The 26,309-nt window shown below is 47.4% G+C and carries 24 protein-coding genes; 13 read left to right on the plus strand and 11 right to left on the minus strand.

Annotated elements, in window-relative coordinates; all coding sequences use genetic code 11:
- The 7 genes from QZZ54_RS09645 to QZZ54_RS09675 form a co-directional block, all read left to right on the plus strand.
- A partial coding sequence (locus QZZ54_RS09645) for a hypothetical protein (protein WP_290702200.1) occupies window positions 1-195 on the plus strand: 195 nt, incomplete at its 5' end.
- A 72-nt stretch (window positions 196-267) separates the two neighbouring features.
- Window positions 268-477: a hypothetical protein gene (locus QZZ54_RS09650; RefSeq protein WP_290702202.1), complete on the plus strand. Its 210-nt coding sequence runs from the start codon at window positions 268-270 to the stop codon at window positions 475-477.
- Between the two features lie 85 nt (window positions 478-562).
- Entirely contained in the window at window positions 563-769 is a 207-nt protein-coding gene (locus QZZ54_RS09655) for a hypothetical protein (protein WP_290702203.1), read from the plus strand.
- Between the two features lie 482 nt (window positions 770-1,251).
- Entirely contained in the window at window positions 1,252-2,154 is a 903-nt protein-coding gene (locus QZZ54_RS09660; protein WP_290702205.1) for a DMT family transporter, read from the plus strand.
- A 184-nt stretch (window positions 2,155-2,338) separates the two neighbouring features.
- Window positions 2,339-3,280: an AEC family transporter gene (locus QZZ54_RS09665; protein WP_290702207.1), complete on the plus strand. Its 942-nt coding sequence runs from the start codon at window positions 2,339-2,341 to the stop codon at window positions 3,278-3,280.
- A 202-nt stretch (window positions 3,281-3,482) separates the two neighbouring features.
- Complete coding sequence (locus tag QZZ54_RS09670; protein WP_290702208.1) at window positions 3,483-4,409, plus strand: ABC transporter ATP-binding protein; 927 nt, start codon at window positions 3,483-3,485, stop codon at window positions 4,407-4,409.
- Between the two features lies 1 nt (window position 4,410).
- The gene (locus QZZ54_RS09675) at window positions 4,411-5,172 is read left to right on the plus strand and encodes an ABC transporter permease (protein WP_290702209.1); all 762 of its coding nucleotides are present in this window, start codon (window positions 4,411-4,413) and stop codon (window positions 5,170-5,172) included.
- A 216-nt stretch (window positions 5,173-5,388) separates the two neighbouring features.
- On the opposite strand, the gene QZZ54_RS09680 is transcribed toward QZZ54_RS09675, so the two are convergent.
- From QZZ54_RS09680 to QZZ54_RS09690, 3 genes are all read right to left on the minus strand, one after another.
- Window positions 5,389-5,613 (minus strand): hypothetical protein, encoded by a 225-nt coding sequence (locus QZZ54_RS09680; protein WP_290702211.1) that lies wholly within the window; start codon window positions 5,611-5,613, stop codon window positions 5,389-5,391.
- 787 nt (window positions 5,614-6,400) lie between these two features.
- Window positions 6,401-7,108, minus strand: coding sequence for a response regulator transcription factor (locus QZZ54_RS09685; protein WP_290702213.1), 708 nt, complete (start codon window positions 7,106-7,108; stop codon window positions 6,401-6,403).
- A gap of 50 nt (window positions 7,109-7,158) precedes the next feature.
- Window positions 7,159-10,014 carry a cache domain-containing protein gene (locus QZZ54_RS09690; RefSeq protein WP_290702215.1) on the minus strand — a complete coding sequence of 952 codons (2,856 nt, stop codon included), beginning with the start codon at window positions 10,012-10,014 and terminating at the stop codon, window positions 7,159-7,161.
- A gap of 404 nt (window positions 10,015-10,418) precedes the next feature.
- On the opposite strand from QZZ54_RS09690, the gene QZZ54_RS09695 reads away from it, so the two are divergent.
- Window positions 10,419-12,053, plus strand: coding sequence for an acyl-CoA synthetase (locus QZZ54_RS09695; protein WP_290702216.1), 1,635 nt, complete (start codon window positions 10,419-10,421; stop codon window positions 12,051-12,053).
- A gap of 88 nt (window positions 12,054-12,141) precedes the next feature.
- Window positions 12,142-12,669, plus strand: a complete 528-nt coding sequence (locus QZZ54_RS09700; RefSeq protein ID WP_290702217.1) for a hypothetical protein — start codon at window positions 12,142-12,144, stop codon at window positions 12,667-12,669.
- A 284-nt stretch (window positions 12,670-12,953) separates the two neighbouring features.
- On the opposite strand, the gene QZZ54_RS09705 is transcribed toward QZZ54_RS09700, so the two are convergent.
- Window positions 12,954-13,964, minus strand: coding sequence for an AraC family transcriptional regulator (locus tag QZZ54_RS09705; protein ID WP_290702219.1), 1,011 nt, complete (start codon window positions 13,962-13,964; stop codon window positions 12,954-12,956).
- A 193-nt stretch (window positions 13,965-14,157) separates the two neighbouring features.
- Between QZZ54_RS09705 and QZZ54_RS09710 the strand changes: the two genes are divergently transcribed.
- Genes QZZ54_RS09710 through QZZ54_RS09725 form a run of 4 tightly spaced genes read left to right on the plus strand, consistent with a single transcriptional unit; the run spans window position 14,158 to window position 19,318 of the window.
- Entirely contained in the window at window positions 14,158-14,907 is a 750-nt protein-coding gene (locus QZZ54_RS09710; protein ID WP_290702221.1) for an electron transfer flavoprotein subunit beta/FixA family protein, read from the plus strand.
- An 11-nt stretch (window positions 14,908-14,918) separates the two neighbouring features.
- Window positions 14,919-15,848: an FAD-binding protein gene (locus QZZ54_RS09715; RefSeq protein WP_290702223.1), complete on the plus strand. Its 930-nt coding sequence runs from the start codon at window positions 14,919-14,921 to the stop codon at window positions 15,846-15,848.
- Between the two features lie 48 nt (window positions 15,849-15,896).
- Window positions 15,897-17,642, plus strand: a complete 1,746-nt coding sequence (locus tag QZZ54_RS09720) for an acyl-CoA dehydrogenase (RefSeq protein WP_290702225.1) — start codon at window positions 15,897-15,899, stop codon at window positions 17,640-17,642.
- A 26-nt stretch (window positions 17,643-17,668) separates the two neighbouring features.
- Window positions 17,669-19,318, plus strand: a complete 1,650-nt coding sequence (locus tag QZZ54_RS09725; protein ID WP_290702227.1) for an electron transfer flavoprotein-ubiquinone oxidoreductase — start codon at window positions 17,669-17,671, stop codon at window positions 19,316-19,318.
- Window positions 19,319-19,637: 319 nt separating this feature from the next.
- On the opposite strand, the gene QZZ54_RS09730 is transcribed toward QZZ54_RS09725, so the two are convergent.
- The 7 genes from QZZ54_RS09730 to QZZ54_RS09760 form a co-directional block, all read right to left on the minus strand.
- Window positions 19,638-20,570 (minus strand): MBL fold metallo-hydrolase, encoded by a 933-nt coding sequence (locus QZZ54_RS09730; RefSeq protein WP_290702229.1) that lies wholly within the window; start codon window positions 20,568-20,570, stop codon window positions 19,638-19,640.
- Window positions 20,571-20,698: 128 nt separating this feature from the next.
- Window positions 20,699-21,082, minus strand: coding sequence for a nuclear transport factor 2 family protein (locus tag QZZ54_RS09735; RefSeq protein ID WP_290702231.1), 384 nt, complete (start codon window positions 21,080-21,082; stop codon window positions 20,699-20,701).
- Between the two features lie 189 nt (window positions 21,083-21,271).
- Window positions 21,272-22,279 (minus strand): MsnO8 family LLM class oxidoreductase, encoded by a 1,008-nt coding sequence (locus QZZ54_RS09740; protein ID WP_290702233.1) that lies wholly within the window; start codon window positions 22,277-22,279, stop codon window positions 21,272-21,274.
- Between the two features lie 118 nt (window positions 22,280-22,397).
- On the minus strand, window positions 22,398-24,329 hold the full coding sequence (locus QZZ54_RS09745; RefSeq protein WP_290702235.1) for a GGDEF domain-containing phosphodiesterase: 1,932 nt from the start codon (window positions 24,327-24,329) through the stop codon (window positions 22,398-22,400).
- Window positions 24,329-24,829, minus strand: a complete 501-nt coding sequence (locus tag QZZ54_RS09750; RefSeq protein ID WP_290702237.1) for a molybdopterin-dependent oxidoreductase — start codon at window positions 24,827-24,829, stop codon at window positions 24,329-24,331. Before QZZ54_RS09750 ends, QZZ54_RS09745 begins: the two co-directional genes overlap by 1 nt.
- 230 nt (window positions 24,830-25,059) lie before the next feature.
- Entirely contained in the window at window positions 25,060-25,446 is a 387-nt protein-coding gene (locus tag QZZ54_RS09755; protein WP_290702239.1) for a VOC family protein, read from the minus strand.
- Entirely contained in the window at window positions 25,443-25,982 is a 540-nt protein-coding gene (locus QZZ54_RS09760) for a DUF2937 family protein (protein ID WP_290702241.1), read from the minus strand. The genes QZZ54_RS09755 and QZZ54_RS09760 overlap by 4 nt, the downstream gene beginning before the upstream one ends.
- Between the last annotated feature and the right edge of the window lie 327 nt (window positions 25,983-26,309).

Raw genomic sequence — 26,309 nt, forward strand, 5'->3', positions numbered from 1 at the left:
ACTACAATCGCTCTGACTTCTGCACTGGCTGCTGGCGCAGCTTCAGCATCAACTAACTTCGAACTGGGTCAGCTAGGCGGTGGTACTACCATTCAGACCAGCTCTCACTACAGCAACGAAGAGTTAGTCACTGTTGATAGCGCAAACTTGCCAACTAACAACTACGGTTCTGAACTTTTCGTCGGCAGTAACTAAGTCGTGCCCGTCAGCGACACCGTTATATTTTTGTAAGACTCTTTTTAGTTAAACAGTTTTAAGGAACACATTATGAAAGCACTCATCACAACAATCGCCCTGACTTCTGCACTGGCTGCTGGTGCAGCTTCAGCTTCAACTAACTTCGAACTGGGTCAATTCGGCGGTGGTACTACCATTCAGACCAGCTCTCACTACAGCAACGAAGAGTTAGTCACTGTTGACAGCGCAAATTTGCCAGCTAACAGTTACGGTTCTGAACTTTTCGTTGGCAGTAAATAAATAGCAACTAAGTAGTAATTCGTAAGTAATCACAAAGTAACTAGGTAAGAAGGTTTCAGTGAAACCATTTATCGAGGAATGCAGTATGAAAACATTTATTACTACAATCAGCATTACATCGGTACTGGCTGCGGGGGCAGTCAGTGCTTCAGTCAGTTTTGATCCCGATCGTGCGATCGATATAGAGACTCCAACGACAGTGCACTACAACAACGAAGAGATAGAGATAGTTGATGGGCCTAATATGCCCGGTTTTGACTACGGCAATAAATTTCTAATCGGCGGTAATTGAGCGTGAAGTCCCGGATAAAAAATGTCATTGGACAGAGTAGGGGGTGTTAAATTTTTGAGTCAGCCTGATTAGGCTTAATTACCAGCAGTCGCTTTCCCTTCGTAGTGTTTCATAGTAAAAAAAAACTGAATAACTATCCCCCAGCTTTAACAGTGCACTGATACTGTCTAACATCAGTAACGGGCAGCCATCGGTCTAGCCATTAGTCAAACCAGCAGTAGTCCAAACCTCATTTGCCAAATTTTTGCACATCAATAGCGTATTCATTGGTAAAGAGAGCACGCCAGTAATTTTATCTATATGAATTTTGTATTCCTACTGGGGCCTTTTTAACGTCTGAGGCTCTTAGCTCTCTCCGCAACAGTTTTTCATCGTGGATGAAATCCTCTTACATCACATCAAAGCTTGTTCGTTTCGATACAACGTCATAGGATGGCGTCAAAATCTATGCATAACGATTCTATTCTGAAGGGAAAGCGGACTTGAAATTATCAGGCCATATGAAGGCAGACTTGTTGCTAGTGGGGGTGACTCTGTTGGCGGCGCTTGGCTGGATGTTTTCTAAAGAAGCGTTGGTCGGCATTCCTCCGTTACTCTTTATTGGTATTCGTTTCCTGTTGGCGGGGTTGATACTTTTTCCCTTTGGTAGGGGTAAGCTTTTACAACTTGATCGACAGGGGTGGTTATTCAGTATAGGTGTGGGGCTTAGCTTCTCGCTGGGTATTATGTTTTGGATTATGGGGCTTCATTATGCGAGTCATATCGGCGTTGGCGCATTTCTTACTAGTCTGGGTGTGGTACTGGTTCCGGTTCTAGCGCTCTTGTTTGGCGATCGGCCGGGCCGTAGTGTTTGGGCGGCCTTGCCCTTAGCTGCATTAGGAATGGCCAGCTTATCACTTGATTCAGAATTAGTGATTGGTCAGGGCGAGTTGTTTTTCCTGATATCGGCTGTTGCTTTTGCTCTGTTCTATAACTTAAACAGTCGGGCCGCAAGTCGTATCTCAGTGATCGCACTCTCTGTGATTCAGCTGATAGTGGTGGGTCTGGTTGCCCTGATGATTTCAGCACTAACTGAAACCTGGCAATTTGAGCTATCTCTTGAGTTACTGGGATGGTTGTTGGCCAGTGTCCTGATTGCGACCAGCGTGCGTTTTTTTATTCAGACCTGGGCGCAGGGTATGGCACCTGTCAGTCATACAGCGGTCATCATGACGTTGGAGCCTGTCTGGACTGCGTTGCTGGCGATCTGGTGGTTTAGTGAAACGATGACCATTATGCAGCTACTAGGTTGCAGTTTGATCTTTAGCGCGCTGTTAGTTAATCGCTGGCCCGCTTTGATGCTATGGATGAAAGGTAGTTATAGTTCGGTTAAGGGTAAAGAGTGATTCTATTGTCTTTGAAGTAGAGAAGTGGGGAGTCTCTATGCCGATGGCAACTTTAGATTGATCATCTGGCAGTGTAGGGCTTATTGGTTTCTTTGCTTAAGACTGCGCCTTGTCGTGCTTACCCATTGCAGAAACCGCACGTAAGGCTGTATGTTTAATCGCTCACTCTATGTAAGAAATGAACATGTTAAATATTCTGAGTATTACAGCACCGATCTTTTTGCTGATCTTAGCCGGCTTTGTTGCAACACGTAGCGCTATTATTCCCCGCGAAGCGCTGCCGGGCATGAGTCGTTTTGTGCTTTATCTGGCACTGCCGGTGCTGATGTTTCAGAAGATATCGCAACTGGATATCAGTCAGATAATCGATTCAGATTACATTATGGTCTATGCCGCAGGCGGCCTGTTTTCCTTTATTTCTGTGTTTGCTATCAGTCGATGGATGCTGAAGGACAATATCAGTTTTTCCAGTCTTAAAGGTTTTGGCAGTGCTTGTCCTAATAGTGCATTCATCGGTCTGCCGGTGATGATGCAGTATTTTGTTGATGATGCACCGACTCAGGCGTTTGCCATGGCGCTGATAGTGGAGAATATTATTCTGTTTCCCATCGCGTTTGCGTTGATGGAAACCCAGGGTGACACCGGTGTAGGGCTGAGAAAAATAGTAAAAACAGTGGCGGGTCGATTAGTAAGAAATCCGATCATTATCGCTGTTTTTTCAGGCGTGCTGGCCGTGTTAGTTGGGTTTCAGGCACCAGGCTTTCTGGGTCGGGGAATGGATCTGTTGGCAGGGGCGGCAGCACCGGTAGCGTTGATCATTATTGGTGGGTCGTTGGCAGGGGTTGCCTTCAGTGCAACGCTCAAAGATATCGTTATGATTTCTGGCTTCAAATTGCTTATCCAGCCGCTGGTGGTGTTGTTTTTGGTGGTATTCGTCGTACCCGATATGGATCTGATGTTGAAGCAGGCAGCAGTAATCTTTTCTGCTTCACCGATGCTTAGTATCTATCCTATTGTCGGTGGCCAATATGGTCATCAGAGCTATTGTTCTGGCGTTTTAATGGTGACCACCATTCTAGCCTTTTTCAGTATCAGTTTAGTGTTGAGTTTATTAAGCCTTATATAGGCAGAGGTAAAGCGGGTTCGCTGTTTTTGCTGGAGCTTATCTAAGTAATTATCTAGGTGCCTACCTGGATTCTACTGCGGGGAGCAGAATAGCGCTCGTTAGTCTTGGCATTGAATTATTTTTGCAGTCTGCCTATTAGCCTCTACTGTCTGACTTTATCTGGGGGTACTATGTCTCTCTTATCTGTTTCAGAGAGCACAGAATGCCATCTATTATTCGAGTCAGTGGACTGACTAAAACCTATCAATCTGGCTTTACTGCACTTAAAAATGTAGATCTGGATATCCGTCGGGGTGAAATCTTCGCCCTGCTGGGGCCTAACGGGGCAGGGAAGACCACCCTGATCAGTATTATCTGTGGCATCAGCAGTCCGTCGGAAGGTTCTGTTCTGGCCGATGGCTTCGATATTGTCAGAGACTACCGTGCGGCTCGCAGTAAAATTGGTCTGGTCCCTCAGGAACTCTGCAGCGATGCATTTGAGAATGTCTGGTCTGCTGTGAGTTTCAGCCGAGGTTTATTTGGTAAGCCCTCTAACCCTGCGTTTATTGAAAAGCTCCTGCGTCAGCTTTCGCTGTGGGATAAAAAAGATGCCCAGATGCGTGAGTTGTCTGGTGGCATGAAACGCCGGGTGATGATTGCTAAAGCGCTGTCCCATGAACCTGAAATCCTATTTCTTGACGAGCCCACCGCCGGTGTCGATGTTGAGCTGCGTAAAGATATGTGGCAAATGGTTCGAGAACTACGGGAGCAGGGCGTTACTATTATTCTGACGACACACTACATCGAAGAAGCGGAAGAGATGGCTGACCGAATTGGTGTGATCCGTAAAGGTCAGATTCTGTTGGTGGAGGAGAAACAAGCGTTGATGGATAAGCTCGGTAGTAAGCAGCTGAGTATTCGTCTGCAACAGCCGATCACTGAAATTCCAGCTGAACTATCAGAGTTTAATCTACAGCTGGATCAGGACGGTAGTAATCTTTCCTACTGTTATGACAGTCGTCATGAAAGCGATGGTATCGCTCGTCTGTTACGTAAACTGACCCAGCAGGGGTTGGAGATTCGCGATCTGAACTCCAGTGAAAGTTCCCTTGAGGATATCTTCGTCAGCCTGGTTCAGGAGGATCAGTAATATGAATTTCTATGCTATTCGGGCGATCTATAAATTTGAAATGTCCCGTACCTTTCGCACACTGATGCAGAGTATCGCATCGCCGGTGCTTTCGACTTCGCTCTACTTTATCGTCTTCGGTACTGCTATTGGCTCGCGCATGGGCAATATTGATGGCATCAGTTACGGGGCTTTTATTATTCCCGGGTTGGTAATGTTGTCACTGCTGAGTGAGAGTATTTCTAACGCCTCTTTCGGCATTTTCTTTCCCAAGTTTTCCGGCACTATATATGAGGTCTTATCGGCGCCGGTGTCGGCGATGGAGATAGTGATCGGTTATGTCGGCGCTGCAGCGACTAAGTCGGTTACGCTGGGGTTACTTATACTGTTCACTGCCCAGTTGTTTGTCGATTACCATATAGAGCACCCTATCTGGATGTTGGCGTTCCTGATTCTGACGGCCATCACCTTCAGCTTATTTGGTTTTATCATCGGTATCTGGGCGGATGACTTTCAAAAACTGCAGGTGATTCCGCTGATGGTAGTCACCCCACTGACTTTCCTTGGGGGAGCGTTCTACTCCATCAGTATGCTACCGGAGCCCTGGCAAACCCTGACGCTGTTTAATCCAGTGGTCTATCTGATCAGTGGCTTTCGCTGGGCGTTCTATGGGGTAGCCGATGTGAATGTAGTGGTGAGCCTGGGGATGACCATGGTCTTTCTGCTGATCTGTCTGACGACTGTCTGGTGGATCTTCCGTTCTGGGTATCGTCTTAGAACTTAAGGTAGTGATGGGCGCTGGTATCCAGCAATATGCTGAGAAGAAATAAGTTAGAAAAAGGAAGAGAGGGAGAAAGGAATAAGCTGTTTATCAAGTTTGGACTAATACTTGTTTGAGTATTGGGTGTTACTTGGTGTATCTAATTACTTAGAGATTTTATGCAGCGGGGCCCGACGCGGTTGATGAGTCGGGCTTTGCTGCATAATAACCGGCATCTTTTTATCGTCCGTAGATGGATTCAAGATTTTCGGTACGCTTGATTTTGAACAGGTGCAGTACAGCAACAAAGGCAGCTTTTATCTTCTGATTTCTGGCGGCACGCTTTTCGATCGCGCGAGTTTCTTTCAGTTCACGCATCATGCGCATGAAGTATTCGTGCTCGGTTTCTGGAAAATTCTTCTGCTGCAGGTTGTTCATAGCAATGTAATCGTAAGTAGTTAACATGGTGTTTCTCCAACATATCGCACTTTCATGGTGCGGCTTAGATGCTGTGTTTTTTCTATTGCATTAAAACAGAGCGCTTTCTATATGCGCGCAGATTATCCAAAAAAGCAGTCTACGACAAAGTATGCTTTTTCATCTCATTGATGAATTTTTCTATCCAATTAAGTTGATCTCTATCATTAAGAAATACGATATCGGTGTTTATTGATGTTTTATTCTCGTATTTGGTTGTTTTTTATACTGAGTTTTTTTCAAGTTGCAGGCATGTAGGTGCAATTATTTATTGCTCTGTTTTGGTGCGAGAGTAGTTGGGGAGAGATTTGTTAGTGGTTCTTTGCTATTTAAAGGGCGTTTTTAGGGCGTTTTTAATACCTTGATACATTTCGTTATTTCTCAGAAAGATTGCAGCAAAACTCCTGTTGTTTAATGTTAGCTTCCCAACTCTGTATATCCGGGGGAGAGACGGCAAGAGTTATGCATTGCTGCTGAGAAATTCTCGAGATGTTTCGGGGCTGGCTATGTTTTTGGTTGGTCTGACGATGATCCCTGCGAAAGAGGCGATCTTTGCTGATGGCGAAGGGCAGGCATAAGGGAAGCCATTAAAGCGGCCACCGGAACCAAAGCTCAGTCTGAATTTGTTTAAGGTTTAGAGTTGTGGACTCTTCTCCTAAGTCTGACTAACTGAACTTCTCCCTTAGTAAGCTCAGTTAGTGAGACCCTCAACCCGGCCTATTAGCCGGGTTTTTTTTATTTTGTCAGTGTGAAAACCTGGAATCGAGGGCGCGGTTCAACCGCTCCAGCTAACATCGGTGGTAAGGATGTAACCTACACCGTAAATAGTTTTGATGATTTCTGGGTTTTTGGGGTCGTGTTCAATCTTTTTCCGCACCCGAGACATCCGCACATCGATGCTGCGGTCAAATGGACCAGCGCTTTCCCCCATTAGCTGATCCCTTGAGAGAATTGTTTTCGGTGCTTTAAGTAGTTTGATCAACAGATCATTCTCTGCAGAGCTAAGTTCTGCCTGAGTGCCATCTGCAGTCGTAAGGGTAAGGGTTGATGGCTCATAACACAGACCCGCAAAACTAGCGCTGCGTGTTTCTGATTTTGGGTCAGTGCCTATATTTTCCAGTCGTCGCACTAGGCTGTTCACCCGTGCGACCAGCTCCCGTGGGATAAAGGGCTTTACTATGTAATCATCTGCGCCTAGTTCCAGCCCAAGTACTTTGTCAGGCACGCTATTGCGTCCGGAGAGAATCATTACCCCGACATTGTGTTTGTCGCACAGCTGTTTAACCAGTTCCATACCATCCATATCTGGCAGACCAAGGTCGATAATGCAGATTGCTGGTGGCCGGGTACGAATGGCGTGACCTGCCTGTGTACCGGTTGGAAAAGTACGTACTGTGTAGCCAAAAAGCTCTAGTTCCTGGCTGACCAGTTGGCAGATATCTTTTTCGTCATCTATCACGTAGATCATTTTGTTGTTATTCATTGCTGACTCCCACAGGGTGTCTGAACTCAAGCCATTGTCGATCTTCTTTTTTAGCCATTACGCAATGCCTGCTTTAATTCGGTTATGCCAAAGGGTTTGTTGAGCAACGGAAATGCTGGATTGATCGGCTTATCTCCGTTCTGCTGATAGGAATAGCCACTCATCAGAATGATCCGACATTCGTCATTTTCACGGTGTAGCCAGTCTGCCAGCTCAATGCCGTTGATACTGCCTGGTAGCATTACATCCGATACCAGGGCGTAGAGTTTAGGTAGTAGCGGTATCAGCCGTTGTGCTTCATCGGCACTGTGGGTGTCTATTACATCAAACTCTAGATCGATAAGTTGTTGACGCACTACTGAACGAACATCCGGATCATCCTCTACCAGGCAGATCAATCTATTTGCATCTATGGGTGAGGGCTCGGCCCCCACCTTTTCTATCATGACGGGGGCTTCAATAGCCTCTTCTGCAGGCAATAGTAAAGTAATAGTTGCCCCTTTGTTAGCTGTGTTCTGAATACTGATATAGCCCTTTGACTGTTTCACAAAACCGTACACCATACTCAGTCCCAAGCCAGAACCTGCGCCATTTCGCTTGCTGGTAAAAAAGGGCTCAAAACACTGCACTAGAGCCTGGTCTGAGAAACCTGAGCCGGTATCGCTGACACATATCTCGCTATAGGTTCCGGGCAGGACATTCTCATCCAATACTAATAGATTTGTGACGTCTATAGTCCGGCTGGTAAAACTCAGTTCGCCACCCTCTGGCATCGCGTCTCTAGCGTTAAATGCCAGGTTAACTAAGGCGTCTTCAAGCCTGCCGGGGTCGACAAAAGGTAGAAGGTTTGAGGTACTGATGTCGATGCTGATATTAATGTTATCAGGCAGTGAATTGGACAGTAGCTCAGTCGTGTCATGTAACAGCTTGTCGAGATCGACCAGGTTGGGCGAGAGTGGTTGTCGGCGGGAAAAGGATAGCAGCCGGCTGGTAATGTCAGCTCCGCGCCGGGTGGCCCTAATGGCGGGTTCTAAGTAGCGCTGCACGTCACTCTCACTGGCATACCTGTCCCCCACCGAGTACAGGTTGCCAAGAATAATTGTCAGTAGGTTATTGAAATCATGGGCCAGTCCCCCCGACATCTGGCCAACCGCATTCATTCGCTGGGCTTCATTTAATTGCCTTTCAGCATCTTTTTCTGCGGTGATATCAAACGTCATAATCAGGATGCCGTTTACATCCTGGTCAGAGTTGAAACAGGGGATCACTATTTGCTTACGAACTTTGCTTTTTGAAGAGTGATCAGTGTCGTTGCTCGGTTCAGTATATTCTGAGGTGGATTGTTTGCCTTGAAGGGCTTCATTCAGCGGTGATGCGAATAGAGCAAACGTACTCTCACCTATGACCTGCCGTAAAGGTTGATTGATGATGCTGGCTTTATCTTGCCGCAGTATGTTGGCAAACCCCTGATTTACAAAGAGGATGTTGAAGTGGGTATCCAGGTAAGTGATAAAAGCCGGTAGAGCATCAAGAATTAAGCGCTGGCGTTGCTCGGCATGAGAGAGCGCTTCTTTGGCGCTGGCCATGGATTCTGATGCGATAACCAGTTGTTGGTTTTTTTCAGCCAGCGCATGGGTACGTTGTTCAACTTTGGTATCCAGGTTCTGAATAGAGTCACGTAAGCGTTCAACCATAGTATCAAAGGTATTTGCCAGCAGGCCTACTTCATCATCGCGACGGATACCGCTTTTGGCGGTCAACTCACCCGCAGAGATTCTCACAGCAGTATCGGCCAGCCGTTTTATCGGTTGGGTAATCCACTGGCTAAACAGCAGCATCAATATCAATGCTACGAGTAGAGCAATGGCTGCGATAGTGATAATTCGTTCTGTTAGTAGCTCAGAGCTGCTGCGTAGTTCATCGACATAGACCGAAGAGCCGATATACCAGTCAAAGCCTGGTAGGTAGCGGACCAGTGACAATTTTTCGTATTTATAATTGCCGGGGTCATTGGGGCGATCCCACTTGTAGTAAAGCTCTTTTCCAGTATCGGCGACCTGAATCAGGTCTTGTGCTATTGCCCGACCGGTTACCGGATTGGTTAGATCAAGAAAGTTTGTGCCATCAATATTGGAGTTTGGGTGGATTAGCATATTGATGTTTGCATCAAAAACAAACAGATAGCCACTGGAGGCTATTTTGATCTCTTTTATACCTTCGCGCAGTTCCTCTAATGCTTCGGTACGAATCTGTTCAATGTCTGCTTCGAGATCATCCAGATAGATGCCGGAGCCTACGATAAAGCCCCACTCTGGATAGTTCTTAACAAATGAGACTTTATCCAGCGGTCTTGCTGCGTTCAGGCGATTCCACTGATATTGATAAAACCCTTCACCTTGATTCAGGGCTAGTTTAATGAGTGCCGGAACGGCGGCTTCACCTTGGGAGTTAAATAGGGCTGTCGCATCTTTACCGTGGTAGCGAGGGTCGGGATGGGAGAGGAAGATGCCGTTGTAATCGGATATCCAGATATAGTCGTTTTCACCATATTTCAGGTCTCTGATCTTCTCGAAAATAGCCTGACGAGCCTGGGCTTCTGTCTGGCCATTACTTAATGCATCAGAAAAACTACTGGTGATATAGGATTCTGTCAGCCTGACGACTGATCTCAGTCTTTTTTTATGGGAATCCAGTGCCTGACTGCGATACTTTTCAGTGTCGGAATACATCTTGCTGGCGAGTGAGAAGACGCTGTTAATGGCAATGTGGCTGGCATTACGCTCAATCTCAAAGACTTTTTTCTGAATGACAGGCACTGAGTAAAAGTAAACCGTGAGGAAAATCATCGAAATGATAATCAGCAGGGTAAGAAAGAAGCGTTGCATCAGTTTCGGTCTGAAATGCATTTTGCCGTCGTCTTAGTGCGTTCAGTTGATGTTATTAACGCATTCTATAGTAAATGGATCTGTGCCATATAGCTTGTTACATTTTGTTAGAATTCAGACAACTTACGGCAAAGATTAGGGTGTTTACTAAGTAGGCAACATAGAACACTAAGACTCAGAATAATAAAAATACTGACTGATACTTATGGTCGGAAGCGAGTAAAAATGCCTTCTCTGTATACGCTCAACGATTTTCGCGTTGAACTGAATCGTTATGGTTCATCGACCATCCTCTGCTGCCGGCTAATGTTACTTAATAGCCGCACCGTCACCGTTCAATCATTGTTAGATTGATTTCTGCTTCTTAGGCTTAGCCAGGTCCCCCAGCCGCACTGCCGGTTGAATCTTTTGTACAGGAAACTTCAATGTCTGAAAGTCATAATATTTATAACCAGTCCCTCGATAAAAATCAGGCGAATTTTACTGCTTTAACGCCGCTCAGTTTTCTCGAACGTAGTGCTAAGGTTTATCCCGAGCGGATTGCAACGGTGAATGGGTCTGTGCGTCGTACTTGGGCTGAAACGTATCAGCGCTGCTGTAAGCTTGCCAGTGCGTTGAGTCAGCGGGGAATAGGCAAGGGCGATACTGTGTCTATTATTGCGCCCAATCTGCCGGAACATTTCGAGGCTCACTTTGGTGTGCCCATGAGCGGTGCGATTCTGAACTCTATCAATACCCGTCTGGACTCAGAAGCGGTTGCCTTTGTATTGCAACACGCTGAGACTAAAGTGCTGATCACTGAACGGGAGTTTTCGACGGTTGTTAAGAAAGCGCTGAAGATGATCGGTAAGAAGATTCTGGTGATCGATATTGATGATCCGTCCTATGAGGGTGGTGAGTTGATTGGTGATATGACTTACGATGCTTTCCTGAACGAAGGGGATAGTGCTTTTACGGGTCTGATGCCGGAAGACGAGTGGGATGCGATTACCCTTAATTACACCTCGGGCACCACCGGTGACCCTAAGGGTGTGGTTTACCACCATCGTGGCGCTTATCTGAACGCAGTGAGTAATATTGTTTCCTGGGACATGGGTCAACACCCTGTTTACCTATGGACGCTGCCGATGTTCCATTGCAATGGCTGGTGCTTTCCCTGGTCGATTGCTGCCGCTTCAGGTACCAGCGTAAGTTTACGTCATGTGCGCGCTGATAAGATTTTCTCTGATATCAAAGAGCACAAGGTAAATCACTTCTGTGGCGCCCCGATTGTGTTGAATATGCTTAACTCAGCTCCACAAGAGATGAAGTCTGGAATCGAGCATCAGGTCAAAGTGATGACCGCGGGTGCTGCGCCACCGGCTTCCGTGATTCAGGGTATGGAAGATCTGGGTTTTAAAGTGACCCATGTTTATGGCCTGACCGAAACCTACGGGCCGTCAGTTGTATGTGCCTGGCATGAAGAGTGGGATGAGTACGATGACGAGAAAAAATCCCGTTTGAAATCTCGCCAAGGCGTTCGCGCTCCGATGCTGGATGGGCTTATGGTGGCAGACCCTGATACGTTGGAGCCGGTACCACAGGATGGTGAAACCATCGGTGAGATCTTTATGCAGGGTAATTTGGTGATGAAAGGTTATCTGAAAAACCCTTCTACAACCGATGAGGCGTTCAGCGGTGGTTGGCTTCATTCAGGCGATCTGGCGGTCTGGCATGCCGATGGCTATATCGAGATTAAGGACCGTTCTAAAGACGTCATTATCTCTGGCGGCGAAAATATCTCCAGTATCGAAGTTGAAGATGTGCTGTATCGACATCCGAAAATTCAGGATGCAGCCGTTGTTGCCCGTCCCGATGAAAAGTGGGGTGAAACCCCTTGCGCCTTTATCACGACGACTGAAGGTGAAACCGTTACCGAGCAAGAAATAATTGATTTTTGCCGAGCCAACATGGCGCACTTTAAAACTCCAAGACGGGTTGTGGTTGGGGATCTGCCAAAGACTTCAACGGGTAAGATTCAGAAGTTTGTGCTGCGACAGACGGCGAAAGAGTTAGATTAATTCTTAGTTAGAAGTATCGCTGCTATAGGAACAGGGAGAGTGGAGCTTTCACTGTTCCTATAAAAGAATGTCAGACGGGAGAATAATAATGAAAGTAACCGTAATACTGACACCCGAATCCTCAGATGTGGAGGGTAGGGTTTCGGGAGACATCGTTCTGGGTCCGCAGGCGTTAGAAAGTATAAAAGAAGCGCTACAACTGAAACGGAGTGGTCGAGCGGGTGAAGTAACAGTTGTTACTTTAGGACAGTCTCTGACGCTGGATCAGAGTCGAGATTTGCTTCAGCAGGGGGTTGATCGCAAGCGCTTTATTCCCTGTGATGTTATTCCCAGTCCTATGGAGTTAGCTGAAGTGTTGCTGGCTATCGTACACCTGGAAAAGCCAGACCTTATTCTAATTGGTAGAAGCGAAGATAAGCTTCAGTGTCAGCTGGGGAATCTTCTGGCTGAACTATTGGAATTCAGGTCCTCTCAGGCTGAAGAGGGTGTCGGTCAATTTTTCCGTACACTGGTGATTCGGGAAATTGGCAGCGGTATAAATATAGTGACGTTGCCTGCTATTGCTAGTGATCAGGGGCTGGTTAAAGATACATTAAGCCGCCTGCAGGTTGCCTGAAATAATAAATTGAAGATGAGTGGTCCCCTGATTAGGGGATCGGGTAGCCTGTGCTTTACTGGTACAGTTTCAAGTGGCTATGAGAGTGTGGTTGCTTGAGGGTGGTGCTATAAAAAATACCGACCGCTGCAGAGCAGGGCCGGTTGGTAAATACCACTTATAGTGCAAGGCTCGCCAGTGCAAGTATCTGTGAGCTAATAGGCATCGAAACAGTCTCTATTCTGGCCTTTATCAGAGATGGTGACGATAGCCTTTACAGTCAATAAATTGATTAAATAGGACAATCACCCTTTCGATTTACGATAGGTGCTGGGTGAGATACCGGTCCAGTGTTTGAAGGCACGGGTGAAGGCAGCAGCTTCGGCAAAGCCAAGTACCCGGGCGATTTTTGAGATTGGCAGGTTAGGCTGACTGAGCAGATGGATCGCTTCATCCCGGCGTACACCATCTTTTATTTCCTGAAAACTAGTGCCTTCTTCATCGAGTTTACGGCGCAGGGTTCGGGTGGTTGTGTGTAATTGGTTGGCGATATCCTCCATACTGGTATCGACCATCGATTCAGCGCTCTCCAGATAGTCCATCACCTTACGGGTATAGACTGGGTAATAGGATTGACGTTTAAACCAATCCAGGGGAGCGCGTCTGAGATAGCTGCTAAGATTTTGCAGCGTTTGTACGACCGGAGCGTCCATGATTGCCCGGTCGAAGATAATACTATTGTTTGGTTGATCAAACACAGCAGGGCATGGAAACATTAACCGATACTCCTCAAAGTGTTCTGGAGTGGAATGGCCAAAGCAGACCTTTTTAAGCGGGATGCGTTGGCCGATCAGCCAGCTGGGGAAACGATGCCAAAGGATCATCAGTAGATCGAGCAGGGCGTGGTCGGGGTCCTTGCTGGGATCGGTCAGGTTTAGGGTAAAGATGGCGCTGTCTCCCTCCTCAGTAATGCTGAGATGGGAAGCGGGCACCAGCAGGTTGTAAAAGAAGACTGCTTGCTTGAATACCTGACGCAGGTCGGTACAGTGGACTACCTGTCTGGCCATAAGGCCAAACACGCCGAAGCGACAGGGGTGGCTACCCATACCGAGATAGTCGTCATCGCCGTGGCGCTGGATAGACTGAACCAGTCGACTCAGCTGCATCGGTGTAATACGGACTTCCTGGTTGTTGAGCAGTTCGCTGTTGAGCCCGGATTCCGACAGTAATTGCTGTTCATTCAAGCCATTGAGCCTTGCGCCTTTGAGCATTGAGTTGGCAAAATGGATTGAAACGGAGTGATGGTTATAGCTCATAACTGGATTCCGAAAACATTAAGTGGTTTGTCCTATAATGGAGCTGATTGTCCGATACTATCAGAAATTTCCGAAATTAAATGGTCTGATGTGTCCGAAAATATCAATTATAAGGCTTTTTTCGTTATTGTTGTCCTAGGCTAGAGAAGGCAAACTAGGTCATCATATAAACCTCAAATAAGAAGTGAGTGCTATGAAAATTCTTGTACCGGTAAAACGTGTTATCGACTACAACGTAAAAGTTCGGGTTAAGTCCGATAATAGCGATGTAGATCTGGCCAACGTTAAGATGTCTATGAACCCGTTCTGCGAAATCGCTATTGAAGAAGCGGTTCGTTTGAAAGAGGCGGGTGTTGCCAGCGAAGTTATTGCTGTATCGATTGGTGATAAAGCTTGTCAGGAGCAGATTCGTACTGCACTGGCGCTGGGTGCCGATCGCGGTATTCAAATCGAAACAGAATCTGCTCCAGATGCACTGTCTGCTGCCAAACTGCTGAAAGCGGTTGTACAGGAAGAGCAGCCTACCCTGATAATTATGGGTAAGCAGTCAATCGATTCCGATAATAACCAGACCGGTCAGATGCTGGCTGCGTTACTGGATTATCCACAGGCAACTTTTGCTTCTGAAGTAAAAGTTGAAGGCGAGAAAGTTCAGGTAACTCGCGAGATCGATGGTGGTTTGCAAACGATTGAAGTGAGCCTGCCAGCGGTTATCACGACGGATCTGCGTCTGAATGAACCTCGCTACGCTTCTCTGCCTAACATCATGAAAGCTAAACGTAAGCCAATGGCTGTGAAGACTCCGGCTGAGCTGGGCGTTGAAGTGGGCAACAAAATTACACTGATGGCGGTTAATCCACCTGCAGAGCGTAAGGCCGGTATTAAAGTGGCCTCTGTTGATGAGCTGATGGATAAACTGAAAAACGAAGCCAAGGTTATTTGAGGAGAAGACTTATGACAATTCTGGTAATTGCAGAACATGACAACCAGGCGCTTAAGCCTGCAACCCTGAATACCCTGGCAGCTGCACAACAGATCGGTGGTGATATCGAACTGCTGGTAGCGGGCCTTAACTGTCAGGCAGTCGCCGACGCGGCAGCAGCTATCCCTTGTGTCTCTAAGGTATTGCTTGCGGACAACGCAGCTTATGAGCATCAACTAGCTGAGAATATTTCTAAACTGATCGTTGCACTGGCAAGCGGCCATAGCCATATTCTGGCACCGGCAACGACCAATGGTAAAAACTATCTGCCACGGGCTGCTGCCCTGTTGGATGTAAACCAGCTGTCTGATGTGATCGGCGTTGAGTCTGCGGACACTTTCAAGCGTCCTATCTATGCTGGCAACGCTATCGCAACAGTGAAAACTGAAGATGCGATCAAGCTGCTGACCATTCGTGGTACTGCGTTTGATGGTGTTGCAGAAGAGGGTGGAAGTGCAGCAGTAGAAGCTGTTTCTGAAGTCTGCGATGCAGGTAATTCAAGCTTTGTTGGTGAAGAACTGGCTAAGTCTGATCGTCCTGAGCTGACAGCTGCCTCTATTATCGTATCCGGTGGTCGCGGTATGGGTAACGGTGAAAACTTCGAACTGCTCTACAGTCTGGCGGACAAGCTGGGTGCGGCAGTGGGTGCTTCCCGTGCTGCTGTTGATGCGGGCTTTGTACCAAACGATATGCAAGTGGGTCAGACCGGTAAGGTCGTAGCACCTGATCTGTATATTGCTGTGGGTATCTCTGGTGCGATTCAGCATCTGGCAGGTATGAAAGACTCCAAAGTGATCGTAGCTATCAACAAAGATGAAGAAGCGCCAATCTTCTCTGTTGCTGACTATGGACTGGTTGCTGATCTGTTTGATGCAGTACCGGAATTGTCAGGCCAGATCTAAAACTTGCAGTAGACGTAAGCAGAAAAATAAGAATACAAGGTAGCGAATATGAGTGATTACAAGCACCCCCTTAAAGATGCTGAGTTTGTTCTGAATGAATTAGTTCAGTTTGATCAGCTCTGTGCAGATGCAGGAATGGACGATGTTAACAGCGAACTGGCATCGGTTATTTTAACCGAAGCGGGCAAGTTGGGATCCGGCCTTTTGGCACCTTTAAACAGCACGGGGGACTTGAATCACCCAACTCTGGTAGATAACGGAGTACAGCAAACCGAAGGTTTTTCTGAAGCGTACCGCGAATATCTTGAAGGTGGCTGGGCGACGCTGACAGCAGATGAGGCCTATGGTGGCCAGAATCTTCCCAATGTATTGGGTACGGCTGTTAACGAAGTCTGGCAATCCGCTAACATCTCGTTTGCCCTGTGTCCGTTACTGAGTCAGGGTGCGATTGAGTCGATTAGCCATCATGGTAGTGACCGTCTCAAACAGGATTTCCTGACGAAGATGGTCAGCGGTGAATGGACAGGTACCATGAACCTGACTGAATCGGATGCGGGTACTGATCTGGCGGCGGTGAAAACCAAAGCCGTGCGTAATGGTGATCATTACCTGATTACCGGTCAGAAGATTTTTATTACATGGGGTGATCATCAGATGACGGACAATATTGTTCATCTGGTGCTGGCTCGTCTACCGGATGCTCCGGCTGGCGTGAAAGGTATCTCCCTATTTATTGTGCCTAAATTCCTATTGGATGAAAATGGCAACCCGGCTGAGCGTAACGATGCTTATGCGGTTTCTCTTGAACATAAACTGGGTATCCACGGAAGCCCTACCTGCGTTATGAGCTTTGGCGATAACGGCGGTGCGGTGGGTTATGTGGTCGGTGAAGAGAACAACGGCCTGGCTTATATGTTTACTATGATGAACCACGCCCGCCAGGGAGTTGGTTTACAAGGTCTTGCGGTCTCTGAAGGGGCTTACCAGCATGCGTTGCAGTATGCTAAAGATCGTATTCAGGGTTCCAACCGGGATGGCAGTCGCTATCCAATTATTCGCTTCCCGGATGTGCGTCGTATGCTGATGCAGATGAAATCCGGTACAGAAGCGATGCGGGCACTTTGTCTTGTTGCGGCGGCTGATGTCGATCGTGGCAACCAGAGTCGCGTTGACCTGTTAACTCCTATCGTCAAAGGTTGGGTGACTGAGTTTGCTCAGGAACTTACCTCTCTGGGTGTTCAGGTACATGGTGGTATGGGTTTCATCGAAGAAACCGGTGCCGCACAGTTTTATCGAGATGCACGAATTCTGACGATATATGAAGGTACAACCGGAATTCAGGCACTGGATCTGGTCGGTCGTAAGACGCTGGTCAATGGTGGCGAATCACTGGCAGCGTTGCTGGAAGAGATTGCAGCAGACGTTACCCGTTTTGAAGCGTTGGGCGGTAAGTTCACGCTGGCAGCACAGCAGTGTCGTACATCACTTGAAAACGGCATTGCCGCAAGACAGTGGTTGTTAGATAGTGCTGCAGATAAGAGTGCAGCAGGTAGTTCAAGTGTTAACTTTATGATGCTGTTCGGTTATCTTTGTGGTGGCTGGTTGATGGCTAAAAGCGCGATGCAGGCACAGGCAAAGCTTGATGCAGGTGAGGGCGACAGTGAGTTCCTACAGTCAAAACTAGTGACAGCTCAGTTCTTCTGTGAGCATCTGATGACCCGCACGCAGTCCTGCCTGGCTTCTGTTATGGCTGGTAGCGATAGCATTATGGCGTTAGATGAAGAACAGTTTTAGTACCGGTAACCAAGGATAAAAGAACCATGCAAAGAGAGTCGATGGAATTTGATGTAGTGATCGTCGGTGCCGGCCCGGCCGGTCTGTCCACTGCTTGCCGTCTGATGCAACAGGCGAATGAAGCAGATCAGGAACTGATGGTCTGCGTAGTTGAGAAATCTGCCGAAGTAGGTGGCCACATTCTTTCAGGTGCGGTTATTGAACCCCGCGCCCTGGATGAGCTGTTCCCTGAATGGAAAGAGCAGGGCGCTCCGCTGAAGACCGAAGTGGCTGAAGACCAGATCTACCTACTGAAAAATGGCGAGAAAGCGACCAAGATTCCTAATGCTTTGGTGCCTAAAACCATGCACAACCACGGCAACTATATTGCCAGTGTGGGTAACCTGTGCCGTTGGTTAGGCGAGCAGGCAGAACAACTGGGTGTTGAAATCTTCCCAGGATTCCCTGCTTCCCATATTATTTATGGCGACGATGGCCGGGTAGCTGGTATCGGCACCGGTGATATGGGCCTTGATGAAAGCGGCGAACAGAAAGATACCTACATGCCAGGTATGGATCTGTTGGCTAAATACACCATCTTTACTGAGGGCTGTCGTGGTCATCTGGGTAAAGAACTGCAGGCTAAATTTGAGCTGGATAAAGATGCGGATGCCCAGCATTACGGCATCGGTATTAAAGAGTTGTGGGATATTCCTGCCGACAAACACCAGCCAGGTCTGGTGTTGCACGGTGCGGGCTGGCCTCTGAGCGATGCTGGCGCTAGCGGTGGTTTCTTCCTTTACCACGCGGAAGACAATCAGGTTGTTGTTGGCCTGATCACCGACCTTAACTACGATAATCCACACCTGAGCCCATTCGATGAGTTCCAGCGGATGAAACATCATCCGTTGATGTCTCAATATCTGGAAGGCGGCAAGCGTGTGTCTTACGGCGCGCGTGCGATCACTAAAGGTGGCTTTAACGCCTTGCCGAAAATGACAATGCCTGGTGCACTGTTGCTGGGTTGCGATGCAGGCACACTGAACTTTGCCAAGATCAAAGGCACCCACACCGCGATGAAGTCCGGTATGGTCGCTGCAGAAACTTTGTTTGCTGCGTTGAGCAGTGGCGATGAAGGCGGCAATGATCTGACTGCTTATACTGATAACTTCAAAGACTCATGGGTTTACGAAGAGCTATATAAGAGCCGTAACTTCGGTCCAGCGCTGCATAAATATGGCACTATCATCGGTGGCGCGCTGAACTTCGTCGATCAGAACATCTTCAGCCTGCCGTTCACTATCCGTGATAACAATCCAGACTACGTCCAAATGAAACCGGCTACCGAATGCGATGTTATCAACTATACAAAACCGGATGGTGTACTGAGCTTTGATAAGCCTTCTTCTGTGTTTATCTCAAACACTAACCATGAAGAGAGTCAGCCTTGTCATCTTAAGTTGACCGACAGCAGCATACCGTTAGGTCAGAACCTACCTAAGTTCGACGAGCCAGCGCAGCGTTACTGCCCAGCGGGCGTATACGAAGTGCTAGAGAATGATGCGGGAGAGAAAGTCTTCCAGATCAACTCACAGAACTGCGTACATTGTAAAACCTGTGATATTAAAGATCCGGCCCAGAACATTACCTGGGTTGCGCCAGAGGGCGGCGGCGGGCCGAATTATCCAAACATGTAAAACAACGGGGCGCACGCCCCGTTTTTTTATGTTTGGATAATCGAGAACGCAGCTTCGCTGCTCGCTAGACCGGTGCTACGCACCTAGCTAGACGTTGCTACGCAACTTGCTCGTGGCTAGGAAAAGCTCAAGACAGACTAGTAGGTTGGGTAGAACGGAGTGAAACCCAACATCTTGCCGCTGGGCGATGTTGGGTTTCGTAAAGCAAGCTTTGCTCAACCCGACCTACAGGTTGTGCTTTGTAAATGGTTTTTCTAGCAAGTCGCGAAGCGACGTCTAACCACTAGCAAGTCACGCAGTGACGATCTAGACACTGTAGTCATTCCCACTCCATCTCTTCATAAACCCGCAGTGCGTTGCGTTTATGCAGTGAGTCGTACACCTTGAGGTAGCTGTAGGCGCTTTGATCTATATTGGTGGCGTCCTCCATATCGGCACCGTCTTCGATCAGCTTGCTGACTTCAGTACGTAGCAGGGTGAGGTAGTCACGTGTCTCTTTTTGAGCTTTTGCCAGATCAGCGGGCATGCCGTGGCCGGGAATGATGGTGGTTGGATTCAGAGCGTCGATGGTGGCAAAGGCTGCTAGCCAGTTCAGGTGCTGGGATTGGCCTCCAATGCCTAGCATTCGGTCCAGATAGACGGTATCACCGCTAAACAGGAGTTTATGCTGAGGAAGCCAGACGAGGGTTTCGCCGCCGGTGTGCGCCGGGCCAACCGGGATAATCTGAATCTGGGTGTCGCCAAACGTCAGTGATTTGTTTGCTGATATTGTTTGTTGGGCGGGTTGGGGATCTGTGCCGTTCCAACTGTCACCGGTCAGTCTCGATGTCGAGTCAGACTGGTTGTCACCCCGGGCTGTCTGATCAGCCTGAGTCTGAACCGAGGTTAGTGTGTCTGCTCCCAGTGCTGCAAAGTAGCTGTTGCCAAACCAGCGGTGATCCTGCCCACCGGTATTGATGACCAGGGTGATAGGTTTGTCCGTGATGGTACGGATCTGACGTTCGATATCTTTTGCCCCCGCTAAAGTACCGCCGCTGTCGATCAGCAGGACTCCCTGATCAGACACAATAAACCCGAAGTTGGCGTTGTTGGCGAGATTGTCCGGTGACCGTTGTTCCATCGGGCCGATGAGTGCATAAACATTATCGGCGACATTGATCATCTGTAATGGATTGGCAGACAAGGGAGTGGTGATTAGCGTGGTAAGCGCGCACAGCAGTAGGGCAAGGTAGCGATGTAGGTTCGTTTTCATTGTTATGGTCCGGCTCGGGTGGTTAAGCCGATCATAACGATGATGGAGGATTTACTCAATTGTTCGATATATGTATATCGCTATAGGTTATAAGCATGGCTGGGTTCTAGGTTCAACCTTGCTGGTGATTAATACATGGTATTGCCGTTGAGTGTTTGCTCAGGCACCTGTTGAATAGCATCCCAGTGTTCAATAATTTTGCCGTTGCTATCAAAGCGGAAGAAATCCATCGTCACGTACTGTTCGTTGCCGGGCCAGGTTTGAAGTGTATGCTGGGCGACTGTGTCGTCCTGAGCAATTGCCCTGACGAACTCGATACTTTTATCAGGGTAGTCCCGGTGCATTTCGGTAAAGTAATCGATAAACGCCTGTTTACCATCGCCGACCAGGGGGTTGTGTTGAATATACTCATCCCCGACATACAGCTTTACCGCGCTAGCCGGGTCTCCCAGATACGCTGTGTTATAGAAGGCGATAGCGTTATTTTTGTTGGCTTCCAGGTTCTGTGACATAGGCCCGACTCCAAATCGTTACTAAGAAGAATAGTCACTATACAGAAATGTAGGTTGGGTAGAACGGAGTGAAACCCAACCTACAGGCTTATAAACGATGGAGGTAAGCGTCTCGTTAAACCTGCTTAAGAAGGCCTTTGCGAGCGACGAGCAAGCCGGGAACCGGCGTTCGAACTACGAGCCACTGTTTTAAAACCCCTTCATAAGCTGCGTATAGCTATCCAACCGATCTGCCTGACTATGGGTTACGGCGACGGTGGCGACTTCGTCACAATCAAAGGCTTTGGCCAGTTGATTGATCTCTTCTGCACACTGTTCTGACGTACCGACGGTGTAGCCTTTGAGGATGTTGTCATATTCCGCCTGATGGGAGACCGGGAAGGCTTTGTAACGGTCCTGTACTTCTGCAGGGGTTAGAAAGGCTTCACGAATGCCCAGTTGAGCAGCCAGCTTGCGATAGACCGCGGTGCCTGCCCGTAGCTTGGCTTCCTCTTCTGTTTCGGCACAGATGCAGGCGATTGCCAGCATCTTGTTAGGCGTACCTTGGTGTTCTGCGCGTTTCCACTGTTCCAGATACTCAGTGAAGATCGATGGATGGCAGTTGTCAGGATCGATAAAGCGAGCCAGGGCGATGTTATAGCCCAGTTGACCTGCCAGCCCTGCGCTACCACCGCTGGACCCCAGCATCCACAGCTCAGGCTCGGGGGTGCTGTCTGGTAGTACTTGAATAGCATGGAAGGGATTGTTTTCGGGCAGATTACCTTCAACAAAACCTTTCAGCAGCAGCGCTTGTTGTGCGTATTGGTCACCGTGATTAGGCTGATGTGGGAAGGCCAGTGCGTGGGAGGTCACATTGGTGCCGCCCGGCGCACGGCCAATACCCAGATCAATTCGGTCCGGAAAGAGCGTTGCCATCATTTTGAAGCTTTCCGCTACTTTGAGTGGGCTGTAGTGACTTAGCATCACTCCGCCACTGCCGACACGGATGTTTTTAGTCACGCTGGCGATATGCGCCACCATGATCTCAGGGCAGGGATTGGCAAAATGGATACTGTCGTGATGTTCAGCAACCCAATAGCGGTAATATCCCAATTCGTCACAGGTTTTTGCCAGCTCAACAGTGAGGCTCGGGGCGGCAATAGCGGGATGGGAACCATGTACCGGTGATTGATCGACAACAGACAGTTTTATACTCATTGAAATCTCCTTAATATAGTTAATATGTTAACTAAATAAGCTGTTGAGATCAATGACTGGTTTTTACGTGGGCAAAGGAAAAAATCAGAACTGCCAGTGGAGGGCCGTATTGGGAGGGTTAAGCAATGGAGTTTGAACACTTTTCTTTTTGATCTCTGCAAAAGTCAGGTATCCGATTTGGGTGCAATGGTTTGCTGAACAGGTAGCCTTGTCCTAAATCACACTGGTATGAAGCGAGTAAACGGGCCGCGGCCAGGTCTTCAATGCCTTCGGCAACTACTTTCATTCCTAAATCATGGCCGATGCCGATGATATTTTTAACTAAACGGCTGCTCACTTTATCTGTGGGAATGTGGCGGATAAAGCTTCGATCAATTTTCAGTGTTTGAACCGGAAGTTGCTGGAGGTGACTCAGGGATGACAACCCGGTACCAAAATCATCCAAGGCGATACTGATGCCTTCCTGGTTAAGTGTAGGGATGACTTCCTGGGTCTCTTTTAGGATCTGCATAGTGGTGTCTTCAGTTACCTCAATCCAGATAAGGCCTTTGGGTAGCCCGTAACTTTCCAAGGACTTGTTTATGATCATTGCCAGATCAAGTCGATGCATCGACGGTGAAATATTGACCGAAACGGGTAGCGGATTGAAGCCCGATGCTTTCCATAGGCCTATTTGCCGACAAGTTTGATCGATAATCCAGCATCCGAGTTTATTGGCAAGCCCATAGTGCTCAGCAATTTCAATGATTTCCTGAGGCGGAATGGGGCCATGGATCTCATGGTTCCATCGAAGCAGTGCTTCAAAATAGGCGACATTTTCACTTTCAAGGGAAACAATCGGCTGATAAACAAGGCTGAGCTTCTCGTTTATGATGGCTTCTCGCAGGTCTCTATGAAGCTCTTGGCGTCGATGAATTTTAGCATCCATCTTAAAATCAAATAGAGCACTTCCAGATATTGGCGATAACTCTTTCGCCTTATACATAGCTATGTCTGCCCGGGTGAGCAAACTGCCGGCTTCAGTGGCATGCTTGGGGTAGATAGCGCTGCCAATGCTCACACCGATAAAACAGCTTTGCTCACCGATGTGAAACTTATCCTCGAACAATCTTAGGATCTGGTCGGTTACTTTTTTGAGGTCATGTTCATTGCGAGTCGATGGCTGAATAATCGCAAATTCATCTCCCCCTAACCGAGTGGTGATGCAACCATATTCTCGATCTATTCTATCAATTAATCGGCTTGAGACAGACTGAAGCAGGATATCGCCAATATGATGGCCTAAGGTGTCATTAACATCTTTGAAACCATTCAGATCGATCAGGTGCAGGGCGAAACTATCGCTTAGCTCACAGTGGCTGGCCAGCGCTTTTTTGAGATATACCCTGTTGGGAAGCTGCGTCAGACTGTCATGCTCTGCCTGATAACGATTGAGTTTACTTTCCCGCAGCACCATCCAAAGCAGGATGCTTCCACTGATACTCAGACCGATAATTAAAAGAATGAGCTGCTCTTGAAGGCTGGCAATCTTACGGTCATCGCGATTAAACGACTGGTTGTTGTAGTGGTAGTTTTCTAAAGATAATTTATTGATAGCCTCGGTATAGGGTCTCAGTACTGACTGCATGTTGGCAATCTGTTCAGGTGTGACAAGGGGGGAGTCAAAGAGATGGCTCTCAAATGACTTAACTGTATTAAAGGTATTATTTAATAGGGATGTTGCCCCGTTAACTTTTCCCAGGTGTTTTGCGTCTACTCCTTCAAGCAGAATGGGGAAGCGACTCCAGAGGATATCGTAACGCTGTTGTAACTGCTTAAGAGCAGCAGGGTCACTGTGGTAGATTCCAAGTGCATCGTCGAAGCGGTGTAGCTCTACCCCTAGCTGGAACATAGACCAGACACTGGTGCCATATCGTTGTTCCAGAATCGATAAAGACTGTCGTAGCTGAACAAAGCTAATAATGGCGCTGATAAAGAAAATAAGCACTATTGGCAGCAGCAAGATGCTTTTGTGACGGTTAAATCTATTTTTAAACTCTTTATGAAGCATTATCGAATCTCAATCTGGGTTAGCTGCCAGATCATTTTTCCGGAATGTGTTTCAGCATTAAGTTCAGGAAATTTGTCGTTAGGGAGTAGCAACCATAAAGGCCCTTTCTCCCGAACAGATAGCTGTTTTCCATCTTCTTCCCAAGCCAGAATAGGCTCGTATTTGTCGATATATTCCTGATCAATATCGGTTGTATAGTCATTTAGTGCCGTTAAGTGAACGACAGATCCTTTAGCCCCAACATAGTTTAATACAGCGGAAAGTAGCGGGCCTTGGTAGCGATGAGCACTATCGGACCAGCGAGTCTGAATATTGAACGTATTACTTTTAAGCTGCTTGAGTTGGGCGAGGTCCAGACGAACGGTTTTCCCATCTTGAGTGTTTTCTATCTGACCACTGATCGTCAGTATTACAGAGCCAAGTGGTTGAGGAAGGTTATCTGCTAATGCGCTTAACGAGATTGTGAAATATGCTGCCAGGATTAACGTCCATTTAATCATGCATAGAACCTATTATATTGTTATTTTTATCATAGTGATTTGAAGGCATGGACTGATACTAACCGAAATCGTTATTTATATTAATCTTAAGTCTAAAATCAATTTGTGGCTCTGGTGAATTATTCTGAGAAAAGCATCGTGATGTATTGTCGGTCGGGTCTTTACTGCTACTTATTCGACACCTGTGAAGCGACTACGCCATTGAATTTATTGGTTTAAATTCGAAAGTGTTAATCATTTATATAATTTGATATCTCAATAAGGTTTTTGTCCGGGTCTCTGAAATATAAAGAGGAAATTTTTCCGGTGGCGCCTGTGCGTTGCACCGGACCTTCGATTACCGTCAGCTTATGCTTTTTCAGATGTTTGATTGCCTCGGTGACGGGTTGATCAATAATAAAACAGAGGTCTGCGCTACCCGTCTGAACAGTCCCCGCCTTGGGTTCAAATTCATTGCCTTTCTGATGAAGGTTTATCTTCTGGTTACCAAAGGTTAATGCAACGCGATCGTCGCCAAAGGTGATTTTCTTCATGCCCATAACGGACGTGTAGAACTCAATTGTTGTGTTGATATCTCTGACGGTGAGTACCAGATGGTCTAATCGCTCTACTTTCATACCAGTGTCTTTTCGCTTGATAATTTTGAATGTTTAACTTTTCTGCGTCTTATGAAAAACTGGAAGGGTTGTGTGATGATAAGGTTCAGCATCAACCCAATAATCGCCCCGAATAGTAGTCCGCTGGTGGTCAGCGGTATGCCCGGTTTAAAATTATCGATTGTCTTTTCGAGATAGTTATAGCGGGAAGGGGTGAACATATAGATAGATTGACTCAACAGATTACCCTCTCTGAAAAGGGTGATGCCTGCTTTAAGCTCGTCATAAAGCGCTAGGGTTGCTAGTTTTTGTTCGGCATCCGCTCGTACACTGGGCTCACTGTTTTGCTGATGCTGTTCGATCATGGCTGCTGCATCGGCGTAGCCAAACTCTTTAGCCGTCGCTTCATAACCCTCGACCTGCCATTGGGTTGATTCAAACCAACCAGACAGAAACTGCTGATAATGGTCAGCCAATTGCGGCACCTGCAACGCAAGCAGCAGTGTAAGCCCGAAAAGTAGCTTGTCTAACAGAGGTCCAATGAGTCGTCCGATCAAAACTACAGTTCCAGAAAGTGAGTCAAAACTGAGTATAGCGGATTAGCATCGGATTCTATGAATGCTTTTTCTAACCAACGATGCTGTAAGTTTCGAGGTGTTGTTTACAAGTAACTAAGAGCGTATGGAGAGATTTTTCGAGAGTAGTCATTTGAAAGCTTGTTGGGATTATGATCCCAACCTATCGGGTTAGGATTATTTTTTGTACAAATTTAGAGTAGCTGTCTATTTTGTAGGTTGGGATGAGGCACGAATCCCAACATCTAATTCCCACATCGAATGGCACAAGGAGGTGACCATGTATTACCGACGGGCTTTGCAGCCAGG

The organism is Amphritea sp., assembly GCF_016744155.1.
Lineage (GTDB): Bacteria > Pseudomonadota > Gammaproteobacteria > Pseudomonadales > Balneatricaceae > Amphritea.